The organism is Klebsiella sp. S69 (assembly GCF_016516145.1).
In the GTDB taxonomy this organism is placed as follows: domain Bacteria; phylum Pseudomonadota; class Gammaproteobacteria; order Enterobacterales; family Enterobacteriaceae; genus Klebsiella; species Klebsiella oxytoca.
Window position 1 is genome coordinate 149692 of record NZ_JACVUU010000018.1, and the last position, 11190, is coordinate 160881.

The 11190-nt window shown below is 55.3% G+C and carries 13 protein-coding genes; 6 read left to right on the forward strand and 7 right to left on the reverse strand.

Annotation, left to right across the window (positions count from 1 at the left end):
- Window positions 1-30: 30 nt before the first annotated feature.
- Window positions 31-2403 (forward strand): membrane-bound PQQ-dependent dehydrogenase, glucose/quinate/shikimate family, encoded by a 2373-nt coding sequence (locus IAE27_RS18405; RefSeq protein WP_070557550.1) that lies wholly within the window; start codon window positions 31-33, stop codon window positions 2401-2403.
- A gap of 276 nt (window positions 2404-2679) precedes the next feature.
- Window positions 2680-2958: a hypothetical protein gene (locus IAE27_RS18410; RefSeq protein WP_004101752.1), complete on the forward strand. Its 279-nt coding sequence runs from the start codon at window positions 2680-2682 to the stop codon at window positions 2956-2958.
- A 52-nt stretch (window positions 2959-3010) separates the two neighbouring features.
- Here IAE27_RS18410 and IAE27_RS18415 read toward each other — a convergent pair whose 3' ends face one another.
- The 4 genes from IAE27_RS18415 to cybB all read right to left on the reverse strand — a co-directional run bounded on the left by IAE27_RS18415 (window position 3011) and on the right by cybB (window position 5623).
- The gene (locus IAE27_RS18415) at window positions 3011-4129 is read right to left on the reverse strand and encodes an S-(hydroxymethyl)glutathione dehydrogenase/class III alcohol dehydrogenase (protein WP_004101749.1); all 1119 of its coding nucleotides are present in this window, start codon (window positions 4127-4129) and stop codon (window positions 3011-3013) included.
- A gap of 22 nt (window positions 4130-4151) precedes the next feature.
- Window positions 4152-4427 carry a metal/formaldehyde-sensitive transcriptional repressor gene (locus IAE27_RS18420; protein WP_004101746.1) on the reverse strand — a complete coding sequence of 92 codons (276 nt, stop codon included), beginning with the start codon at window positions 4425-4427 and terminating at the stop codon, window positions 4152-4154.
- Between the two features lie 104 nt (window positions 4428-4531).
- Window positions 4532-5005: a GNAT family N-acetyltransferase gene (locus tag IAE27_RS18425; RefSeq protein ID WP_004101741.1), complete on the reverse strand. Its 474-nt coding sequence runs from the start codon at window positions 5003-5005 to the stop codon at window positions 4532-4534.
- A 90-nt stretch (window positions 5006-5095) separates the two neighbouring features.
- Window positions 5096-5623, reverse strand: coding sequence for a cytochrome b561 (gene cybB, locus IAE27_RS18430; protein ID WP_004101740.1), 528 nt, complete (start codon window positions 5621-5623; stop codon window positions 5096-5098).
- Between the two features lie 215 nt (window positions 5624-5838).
- Here cybB and IAE27_RS18435 point away from each other — a divergent pair, with 215 nt between their 5' ends.
- Window positions 5839-6081 carry a DinI family protein gene (locus IAE27_RS18435; protein WP_004101739.1) on the forward strand — a complete coding sequence of 81 codons (243 nt, stop codon included), beginning with the start codon at window positions 5839-5841 and terminating at the stop codon, window positions 6079-6081.
- Window positions 6082-6464: 383 nt separating this feature from the next.
- Here IAE27_RS18435 and IAE27_RS18440 read toward each other — a convergent pair whose 3' ends face one another.
- Window positions 6465-6662, reverse strand: a complete 198-nt coding sequence (locus IAE27_RS18440) for a hypothetical protein (protein WP_004101732.1) — start codon at window positions 6660-6662, stop codon at window positions 6465-6467.
- Window positions 6663-6941: 279 nt separating this feature from the next.
- Between IAE27_RS18440 and ydfZ the strand changes: the two genes are divergently transcribed.
- Window positions 6942-7145: a putative selenium delivery protein YdfZ gene (gene ydfZ / locus IAE27_RS18445; protein WP_004101729.1), complete on the forward strand. Its 204-nt coding sequence runs from the start codon at window positions 6942-6944 to the stop codon at window positions 7143-7145.
- Between the two features lie 81 nt (window positions 7146-7226).
- Here the strand turns inward: ydfZ and IAE27_RS18450 are convergent, their stop codons facing one another.
- Both IAE27_RS18450 and IAE27_RS18455 read right to left on the reverse strand, forming a co-directional pair.
- Window positions 7227-8198 (reverse strand): sensor domain-containing diguanylate cyclase, encoded by a 972-nt coding sequence (locus IAE27_RS18450; protein ID WP_004101728.1) that lies wholly within the window; start codon window positions 8196-8198, stop codon window positions 7227-7229.
- A 131-nt stretch (window positions 8199-8329) separates the two neighbouring features.
- Window positions 8330-9256 carry a LysR family transcriptional regulator gene (locus IAE27_RS18455; protein WP_064407050.1) on the reverse strand — a complete coding sequence of 309 codons (927 nt, stop codon included), beginning with the start codon at window positions 9254-9256 and terminating at the stop codon, window positions 8330-8332.
- An 86-nt stretch (window positions 9257-9342) separates the two neighbouring features.
- On the opposite strand from IAE27_RS18455, the gene IAE27_RS18460 reads away from it, so the two are divergent.
- Window positions 9343-9837: a GNAT family N-acetyltransferase gene (locus tag IAE27_RS18460; protein ID WP_004101724.1), complete on the forward strand. Its 495-nt coding sequence runs from the start codon at window positions 9343-9345 to the stop codon at window positions 9835-9837.
- A 258-nt stretch (window positions 9838-10095) separates the two neighbouring features.
- Window positions 10096-11094, forward strand: a complete 999-nt coding sequence (gene gap / locus IAE27_RS18465; protein ID WP_154022173.1) for a type I glyceraldehyde-3-phosphate dehydrogenase — start codon at window positions 10096-10098, stop codon at window positions 11092-11094.
- The last annotated feature ends 96 nt before the right edge of the window (window positions 11095-11190 follow it).

An 11190-nucleotide genomic window follows, 5' to 3' on the forward strand; every position in this document is an offset into this window, starting at 1 on the left:
GCCTGTTCAGGGGTGGTTAAGGAGACAAAAATGGCAACTGGCAACGTGCCGCGAGGGTTCCCACGGATCCTGCAGTGGCTTCTCGCCGGACTGATGCTGATCATCGGTCTGGCTATCGGTATTCTTGGTGCAAAGCTCGCCTCGGTCGGCGGGACGTTCTATTTTGCGATTATGGGCCTGGTGATGGTGATCGCCTCAGCGCTCATTTTCCGCAACCGTCGCGGCGGCATACTGCTGTATGGGCTGGCGTTTCTCGTCTCGATCGTCTGGGCGATTAGTGACGCGGGGTGGACTTACTGGCCGCTGTTCTCGCGCCTTTTCGCGCTCGGCGTGCTGGCCTTCCTGTGCGCGCTGGTGTGGCCGTTCCTTTCCCGCCAGCCTGCGAAAAAAGGGCCCGCGTTTGGCCTGGCAGCGGTGTTGGCAGTGGTCCTGTTGGCAAGTTTCGGCTGGATGTTCAAATCTCAGCCTCTGGTCAGCGCCAGCGAGGCGGTGCCGGTTAAACCGGTCGCCGCCGGCGAGCAGCAGAAGAACTGGGCGCACTGGGGCAACACCACCCACGGCGATCGCTTCGCCGCCCTCGACCAGATTAACAAACAGAACGTGAACCAGCTGCAGGTCGCCTGGATCGCCCATACCGGCGATATCCCGCAGAGCAACGGCTCCGGCGCGGAAGACCAGAATACGCCGCTGCAGATTGGCGATACGCTTTACGTCTGTACGCCCTACAGCAAAGTACTGGCGCTGGATGTCGATAGCGGTAAAGAGAAGTGGCGCTATGATTCAAAAGCCACCGCGCCGAACTGGCAGCGCTGCCGTGGTTTAGGCTATTACGAAGACAGCCAGGCCCAGGTGTCCTCTGCCGCCGATACGCAGCCGGCCGCCTGCTCCCGCCGTCTGTTCCTGCCAACTACCGACGCCCGTCTGATCGCCATTGATGCCGATAACGGTAAACTGTGCGACGCATTCGGCGACCACGGTATCGTTGACCTTAGCGTGGGGATGGGGGAAATCAAAGCAGGTTACTACCAGCAAACCTCTACGCCGCTGGTGGCGGGTAACGTCGTCGTGGTTGGCGGTCGCGTGGCGGATAACTTCTCCACCGGCGAGCCTCCGGGCGTGGTTCGCGCCTATGATGTTCACACCGGCAAGCTGGCGTGGGCATGGGATCCGGGCAACCCGAACCTGACCGGTGAACCGCCTGCAGGGCAAACCTACACCCGCGGTACGCCGAACGTCTGGTCGGCCATGTCCTATGACGCGAAGCTGAATCTGATTTACCTGCCTACCGGTAACGCTACCCCAGACTTCTTTGGCGGCGAACGTACCGCGCTGGACGATAAATACAGCTCTTCCATCGTGGCCGTTGATGCGACGACCGGACAGGTACGCTGGCATTATCAGACCACCCACCACGATCTCTGGGACTTCGACCTGCCTTCGCAGCCGCTGCTGTACGATCTTCCTGACGGTAAAGGCGGCACCACCCCGGTACTGGTGCAAACCAGTAAACAGGGCATGATCTTTATGCTCAATCGCGCCACCGGTGAACCAGTCGCCAAAGTTGAGGAACGCCCTGTCCCTGCGGGCAACGTCAAAGGCGAGCGCTACTCCCCGACCCAGCCCTATTCCGTTGGCATGCCAATGATCGGCAACGAGACGCTGACAGAGTCGGATATGTGGGGCGCGACGCCTGTCGACCTGTTGCTGTGCCGCATTCAGTTTAAAGAGATGCGCCATCAGGGTGTCTTCACCCCTCCAGGCGAAGATCGTTCGCTGCAGTATCCTGGCTCGCTGGGCGGGATGAACTGGGGCAGCGTGTCGGTTGACCCGAATAATAGCCTGATGTTCGTCAACGATATGCGCCTTGGCCTCGCCAACTATATGGTTCCGCGCGCCAACGTGGCGAAAGACGCCAGCGGTATCGAAATGGGGATAGTGCCGATGGAAGGCACCCCGTTCGGCGCCATGCGCGAGCGCTTCCTGTCGCCGCTGGGCATTCCTTGCCAGAAACCGCCGTTCGGCACGATGTCAGCGGTCGATCTGAAAACCGGCAAGCTGGTGTGGCAGGTTCCGGTGGGCACCGTAGAGGACACCGGTCCGCTGGGGATCCGCATGCATATGCCGATCCCTATCGGCATGCCGACGCTGGGCGCTTCGCTTGCCACCCAGTCCGGCCTGCTGTTCTTCGCGGGTACCCAGGACTTCTACCTGCGCGCGTTTGATACCGCCAACGGTAAAGAGATCTGGAAGTCGCGTCTGCCGGTCGGCAGCCAGTCCGGCCCGATGACCTATGTCTCGCCGAAAACCGGTAAGCAGTACATCATCATCAATGCGGGCGGCGCTCGCCAGTCCCCGGACCGCGGCGATTATATTATTGCCTACGCGCTCCCGGAGCAGAAGTAATCCTCAGGGCCCCAGCCGGGGCCCTTTTTACTGGCGAAGTACCTTTCCTGGATATTGCCCGGTGGCGTAAACGCCTTACTGTGCCTACCAGTGGTGGTTATCCACGGTGTTGCAGGTCGGGTCAGGCGCCAGCCGCTACCCGACATCACGACATCACGACATCACGACATCACGACAGCGAAATTGTCTTCTCATCTCCCTGAACGCGCCATTTTCATTCAGTCATGTTATTATTGCGAATGGTTATCAATAATAAAAACTGAACAAGGATAATGGATGAAAAGTTCAACCTGCCGCCTGCTCGCAGGCACCGTTTTGGCGTTAGCCGCTGCCTCCGCACAGGCGCTGAAGGCCCCGGAAGTGGACCTGCGCGATCCGACGATCTGGGAAGAGAAAACGGCCAACCCGCTCACCACTGACCAGCCGCCCTGCGAGGTTTTTAGCGGCCCGCACTGCGCGGTCTGGGAAGATGAAAAATCTGATATTCAGCGCGAACGGGAGCGTCGGGAACAGCGGCGGTGGCATAGCGGTTATGAAAATTTGCGGCGAGAATAGCGTATATTCAGAAATAACCCGGGCAAGCCCGGGTTATGTTTGGACTGAAAAATCAGTTGTCACCGAAATGGATGACGGTACGAATTGATTTCCCTTCATGCATCAGGTCAAAAGCTTCGTTGATCCGATCCAGCGGCATACGGTGGGTAATAAACGGGTCGAGGCGAATTTTGCCCGCCATCGCGTCTTCCACCATGCCCGGCAGCTGAGTGCGTCCCTTGACGCCGCCGAAGGCGGAGCCGCGCCAGACGCGCCCGGTGACCAGCTGGAATGGCCGCGTTTTGATCTCCTGGCCTGCGCCAGCAACGCCAATAATCACGCTTTCGCCCCAGCCTTTATGGCAGCATTCGAGCGCCGCGCGCATCACGTTCACGTTACCGATACACTCGAAGCTAAAGTCGACGCCGCCGTCGGTCAGCTCAACAATCACATCCTGAATCGGCTTATCGTAGTCATTTGGGTTGATAAAGTCGGTGGCGCCCATCTCTTTGGCGAGGGTGAATTTTTCCGGATTAGTATCAACCGCCAGAATGCGCCCGGCTTTCGCCTGTACCGCGCCCTGAATCACCGCCAGACCAATGCCGCCAAGCCCGAAAACGGCGACGGTATCGCCCTCTTTCACTTTCGCCGTGTTGTGCACCGCGCCGATGCCGGTCGTGACGCCGCAGCCCAGCAGGCAGACTTTGTCCAGCGGCGCCTGCGGGTTTACTTTGGCCAGCGAAATTTCGGCCACTACGGTGTATTCGCTAAAGGTGCTGGTCCCCATGTAGTGGTAGATTGGTTCACCGTTATAAGAGAAACGGGTTGTGCCGTCCGGCATCAGGCCTTTACCCTGGGTAGCACGAACCGCCTGACAGAGGTTGGTTTTGCCTGATTTACAGAATTTACATTCGCCGCATTCGGCGGTGTAGAGCGGAATAACGTGGTCGCCCGGCTGCAGGCTGGTTACGCCTTCGCCAACCTCGACGACAATACCGCCGCCTTCATGACCCAGCACCGCCGGGAAGACGCCTTCCGGATCGTCGCCGGAGAGGGTGAAAGCATCGGTATGGCATACGCCGGTATGGGTGATCTTCACCAGCACTTCGCCCTTTTTCGGCGGCGCGACGTCAATCTCAACGATTGAAAGCGGCTGGCCTGGGCCAAACGCGACGGCTGCACGTGATTTCATATCTCTCTTCCTCGTGGTGATTTTATTTTAAATAGGATCGTAGCAGATGCCCGACTTCCGCCATTCTGGCGGCGCGCTGGTCTGGCGTCGTTTCGCCGCTAACCAGTTCGTCCTGCAGATGAATCTCAACCATCTCCCCCATCAGGCCGTTAGCGGCGCCGCGAATAGAGGCAATCTGTTGCAGAATGGTCATACAGGGTTCGCCAGATTCCAGCGCCCGCTCGAGCGCTTCAACCTGGCCGCGGATGCGCCTTACCCGGCTGAGGGCACGCTTTTTATCTTCAGGTGAATGTGGCATGGTGTCGCCCTCCATATCATATAGGGGGGTATACTATATTTATTATTGCCATGAGGCAAATGGCTTCGCCGCTTTAACCGTAGCATAGCGGCGAGAATTTGCGCTCAATCGAGGCTAAGGATCATCGATTCACAGCGTAAGTCGGCGTTCGCCATGTTCGAATGCCAGCGCTTTTCGCCGGTTGAAGTGAATCCCAGGCGCAGATAAAAACCGGCCGCGTTTGGCGTTGCATCGAGGGTAATGTGCCTGAACTTGCGTTGTTTCGCCTCCCCGATAATCGCCGCCATAATCATGCTGGCGCAGCCTTTACCCTCCCAGGTCGGCAAAGTAAATATGGCTTCAACGCTACCCGCTTTGATATCCAGATAGCCGCTGGCGACTGGCTTGCCCTGCCCATCATCAACAACAAAAAATGGATTATCGCGCACCGCATGGCGATAACCTTCAGGCATGTTGTCGGGAGTCCAGGCCTGGAGGACTTCCGCAGCATAGCTTTCACGGCAGCCGTGGCGAATCGCCTGATTACGAACTTCCCAAAGGGCCGGAGCCTCTTCTGCGATGGCAAGTCTGACTTTCATACCGTTCCCCTTTTTTTATTGTTGATAACATTTTTATCACAATTAAAATAAAGAGCGACAAAAAACCCGCCGAAGCGGGTTTAGCGGGGTTTAACGCTTACGCGGCATCATCCGCAGCAGCGTGTTATCTTTCCAGAAATAATGGTGCATCAGCGCCGCCAGCGCGTGCAGGCCGATAATAAAGTAGCCGGTATTGGCCAGCAGCTCATGCCACGCTTTCAGATTATCCACCAGTTCAAAGTCGCTTTCCGCTGCGTGCGGCATGGTCAGACCAAAAGCGAACCACGGGTTGCCGCGATAGTACATCATGACCATGCCGATGATCGGCAGCGCGATAAACAGCAGATAGATCACCAGATGCCCGAGATGCGCGAAGCCGGTCATCATCGGCGATGGTTTGGGGACTATCGGCGGCGCCGGTGATTTCAGGCGCACGATCAGGCGCGCCACCATCAGAACAAAGATAGAAATACCGCACGAGACGTGAATCATATTAATGGCAGGCCGCGCGCTGCGCGGGAAAAAGCCCCGCAGCTCCATCGCCGCGTACGCGCCAATCACTAATAAAAAAACCAGCCAGTGGATGCCTATCTGCAGGCCAGAGTATTTATCGCGCATGGAAAACCCTTAAAAAGATGGTGATGGAGTCAACATAACCACCTTTTATTAAAAATTCATTAACTTTTACGTACTTATAAAAAAACAATTGCCCTACTCCGGCATTTGATGCAAAAGCAGAGATCGCGCCTGCGCGAGGAACTTATTCTGTCGCCTTGACGCTGTATATAATTACAGTACAATACTGGCTGTCATCAAAATAACCGGGATAACGCATGTTTGTAGAACTGATTTATGACAAAAGAAATTTCGAGGGATTGGCCGGCGCTAAAGAGATCATTCTTAATGAACTGACGAAGCGAGTTCACCGCATTTTTCCCGATGCCGACGTCCGCGTAAAACCGATGATGACTTTAGCTTCGATTAATACCGACGCCAGCAAGCACGAGAAGGAGCAGATCAGCCGCGCCGTGCAGGAAATGTTTGAAGAAGCCGATATGTGGATGCAGGAAGATTAACCGGGTTCCGGTAGATTTCGAATCGCGGTCTATGCCTTCTTAACCGCGAAGCCACTTGCGGGAATATTGACGAATAAGGCCTCAGGGAATCATGAACACATTTAGCATCATAGCTATCCCATTCTTTGCCGCAGCTATTGTTCTTCTGGCCTTAGCCGCGAGCCGAAAGAACCGAACCTGTTATATCGTTGGCGGCGTGTTAATGGCTTCATCCGTGGTTAACGCAGTGATTGGCATGGCGCTGTAGAGTCAGGTGGTAAAATGAGTTTTGTCTGGTATATGACGCTGATATGCATTTTTTTAGCCTGGCTAATGATGACTTTGCTCCCGGTGTAATCCCGGGTTTTCTGATACCCGGGCTTCGTTTATCTCTTTATCGGGGTTTATATCCCCTTTCGCACCAGCGTTGCCGCTTTTTTAAAAATCTCGTCCTCGACGCCATCTCCCTTCTGCCTGCCTAACCGCATCAGTTCCTCAACAATACTTTCCCGATTAATTGGCTTCTGGTCAGACACCAGGCCAATGACCGCTGCGCCAATCGCAAGCCCGATCAGCCCCGTTTGCTCGTCTTTGTTGTTCATCGTTCCGCTCCGTTATGCCCGCCAAAAGTTTAGCAGCCGCAACCGCGTCTGCAACCTGAGCATCCGCAACCATAGTGTACAAAGTCAAAGACCTGCGGAAGCATAACGCGCGGACGAACGGTCAGGAAATGGCCTTCGCTGACCGCTAAAAAGTGTGATGTTGATCAAAAACAAAAAAACGCCAGCCTCAGAGGCGTATTTGTATTACGTCCGTTGCCGGGAGTAAGCCTGGTGGTTAAGCGGAGTTTTATTTGCAGATTATTAAGAGGAGAAATAGCCATGATCACTTACGATCGTAACCGCAACCCTATTACTAACGGTAGTCAGGTAATGATTAACGGGACGGGTAAAACCGGTAAAATTGTTGCTATACATGCCAATGGTCTTACTCCTGCCCAGCTGCGTCGTAATAAGACAGTAGAAGTTGAAGGCGCTGAAGGCAAATTCGAGCCCGTTGAATTGATCCGTCTTGGACTCCACTAAGATTGCGTAAGCTGCGGCGATCACTCGCCTGAACCGCAGGGGATGCCGCAGACGCCCGGCAGACGACGCCGGGCGACACGCCTACCGGCGCTCTGCGCCATGGCTCGTTTTAGCCTGATACATCCGCCGGTCGGCCACTGCAACGATGTCATTGAGACTATGGTGCTCATGGGGATCGTATTCAACGCAGCCCCATGAGAACGCCAGCTGCCACGGATTACCCGCTTGCTGATTATACTCGGCAACATTCTGGCTAAGCTGCTCCATCGCCTTGTTCGCGGCCTGCTGGGCGGTATTGGCAAGCAGGATGATAAACTCATCGCCGCCCTGTCTGGCAATTAAATCCGACTCTCTGAAGGTAGACTTCATCACATCGGCGATTGCCGTCAGGGCTTTATCCCCTTGCTCATGGCCCCAGGTATCGTTAATCAGCTTAAAGCGATCGAGGTCGATAAACACCAGGCTCGCCGGTTCACTTCGCCGTCTGGCTGTTAACAGCGCATACTCCGCTAACGACAAAAATCCCCTCCGGTTAAATAACCCCGTCAGTTCGTCGGCGGTCGCCGCATCCAGCACCTTGAATTCATCTTCTACAATGGCGGCCAGGTCACTCAATATCTGAATTTCATGTCCGGAAAAAGCGCGCGGCTTATGATCCATAAGGCAGAACGAACCTACCGTCGCGCCGTCAGGTAGCTGAACCGGATACCCGGCATAAAAGCGAATAAACGGCGCTTCCGTCACCAGCGGGTTATCGTGAAAGCGCATATCCTGCTGCAGGTCGTTGACGATCAAAGGATCGGTTTGCAGAATGGTGTGCGCGCAGAAGGTGATATCCCTTGGCAGCGTATCTACATCAAGTCCGGCGCAGGATTTAACATGCAGGGTGTTCTCCCCGACGAGGCTAATCGACGCCACCGGCAGATCGTAGAGCGTACGCGCCAGCCTGGTCAGGCGATCGAAGCGCTCTTCTTTTCCGCTATTCAGCAACCCGGATGCCCGCAGCGATTGCAGACGACGCAGTTCATCTGGATGAGGTCCGGCTAATTTCAATTTGTCTCTCTTATCTTTTATGGATGAGCGGCGCAGCGCGTAGAGTCAATGCGCGCCTTGATTGTTAACACAGATTTTACATTTCTGATATCATGAGTTAAGCATATATCGCTGACTCGTCAAACCCGCCATCAGATGCCCTCCGGCGCCGCCCACTCCCGCAGCGTGTCTTTCAGCCACTGGCTTGCGCCGCGCTGACCGCTGCGCTTATGGGAATAGATTTTCACTTCAAATGGCGGCACCTCAAACGGCAGTTCAAAAATCTTGACCCCGGCGGTTGCGAGCATCTTTTCAGCAGCCGAGCGCGGCATCGCCATCAACAGTTCACTTTGCGCAATAATAAACGGTGCGCTCAGCATTGAGGGGGTTTTGATGGTGATATGTCGCGTGAAGCCCATTTTCGCCAGCTGCACATCGAGAACCCCCTGGCTTTCATTCCACGGAGTGACCACCAGATGCTGGGCCGCCAGATAATCCGCCAGCGTGAGTCTGTTCCGCCTTTCGTTACTCATCGCAACATAGTCATCCTGCAGCCAGCGAATCTCATCCAGTTCCGGATGTTCCGCTTCATTGAGCGCGCTGAAACCCAACGCCAGGTCCACCTCTCCGGCCAGCAGTTCCGTCAGCGCCGGACTATGCGGCAGATAACGCAGTTCGAAACGCAAACCCGGCGCCTGGTGGTGAAGTCTGGACATCAGGGTTGGAAAAACGCACTGCGCGGTGAAATCCGTGATCGCGATCTGTAGGCAGTCGGTACTGGCGGAAGCGACAAACTTTGGCTGCGGGGTGAGCTCCTGATTTAAAAACTTTAACGCAGATGATATCGACGGCGCGAGCTGGGTCGCATATACGCTGGGGCACATGCGGTGACCCTCACGATAAAAAAGCGGATCGTTAAGCGCCGCGCGCAGCCTGGATAGCGCGTGGCTTAACGCCGATGTGCTCATTGCTAACTCTTCCGCCGCCAGGCGGACCGAGCGATAGCGGTAGACCGCCTCGAATACCGGCAGCAGGTTTAAATCAAGACGGCGAAGGGCGGGATGCATAATATTCATCATTCAGTGATTTCATTGCACTTAATTCTTCTAACCTTAACGTTTATGCTTTGCGGTATCAAACTCACGACGGCACAACAGGTAATTCAATGAATATGACCATTCGTCAGGCCAGCCCGGCGGACGCAAAAGCAATTTATGACATGATTTATGAGCTCGCAGTGTATGAAAAAGCGCCGGAGCAGGTGGTTACCACGGTCGAGGAGATCCAGGCCACCCTTTTCGCCAGCGACAGCAAAACGGAAGCGCTGATCTGCGAGATAGAAAATAAGGTCGCTGGGTATGCGGTGTTCTTCACCAGCTATTCCACCTGGCTCGGACGCAATGGCATCTATATGGAAGACCTGTACGTCTCGCCCGAGTTTCGCGGCAACGGCGCGGGAAAAGCACTCTTGCGCACCATTGCTCAGCTAGCGGTTAAAAGAGAATGCGGCCGGTTAGAGTGGAGCGTGCTCGACTGGAACCAGCCGGCCATCGATTTTTATCTGAGCATTGGCGCGCTGCCGCAAAGTGAATGGGTGCGCTATCGTCTTGACGGCGCCGCGCTAGCCGCTTTCGCTGAATCAGGCGCTTTGGCCAGATAATCGCCATCGGCGGGTCTTTACGGGTCCGCCCTTTCCTTTTCTCTGCGCAGCCAATATGCCCGTGGCGTATAACGCTGAAACAAAAAATTATTAGCCGTTTCCGTCATACCCTCAACCTCCCGGATTTACACGCTTTTCCCGCTATATTTAGCGGCCACCTTTCTCGCGGCAAAAAATTCGCTGGTTGCCCTATCCTGACTGCTGGACTAAGCCTGGAGAAGTTTTCACATCACGATTCAACTGACCTGGAGATTCTTCATGAGCAAACTCGGGATTAATGGATTTGGGCGTATTGGACGGCTGGTGCTGCGCCGGTTACTGGAGGTTAATAGTTCCTTAGAGGTGGTCGCCATTAACGATCTCACCTCACCGAAAGTGCTGGCCTACCTGCTAAAGCACGACTCTAACTACGGACCTTTCCCCTGGAGCGTTGATTTTACTGAAGATGCGCTGATCGTTGATGGCAAAAAAATCACCGTTTATGCCGAAAAAGAGGCCCAGCATATTCCGTGGAAAGCGACGGGCGCTGAACTTATCGTGGAGTGTACCGGCTTTTACACTTCATCAGAGAAAGCGCAGGCGCATCTGACCGCCGGAGCCAAAAAAGTTCTGATCTCCGCGCCGGCGGGCGATATGAAGACCATCGTCTATCACGTTAACGACGATACGCTGGACGCCAAGGATACGATAATTTCTGTAGCATCCTGCACCACCAACTGCCTGGCGCCGATGGCGAAAGTGCTGAATGACGCCTTTGGTATTAAAGTGGGAACCATGACCACGATTCACGCCTATACCGGCACCCAGTCGCTGGTTGATGGCCCGCGCGGCAAAGATTTACGCGCATCCCGCGCGGCGGCGGAAAATATCATTCCGCATACCACCGGGGCGGCGAAAGCTATCGGTCTGGTCATCCCTGAACTTAGCGGCAAGCTGAAAGGCCACGCTCAGCGCGTGCCGACCAAAACCGGTTCGGTAACCGAACTGGTGTCGGTGCTGGAGAAAAAAGTGACCGCCGAGGAGGTTAATCAGGCGATGAGGGAGGCGGCGGCGAACAATGAGTCATTTGGTTATACCGAAGAGGAGATCGTCTCCTCAGACGTAATCGGCAGCCATTTCGGTTCAATTTACGACGCCACCCAGCTGGAGATCGCAGAAGTTGGCGATCTCCAGCTCGTAAAAACCGTCGCCTGGTACGATAACGAATACGGTTTCGTGACCCAGCTGATTCGCGTGCTGGATAAATTCGCCAAATAACTCCCGGGGGCGACGCAACGCGCCTTGCCCGGGCTGCGAGACCGTAGACGGCTGGTAACCTGTAGCCCGGACAGATGCGCAGCATCGCCTCCGGGA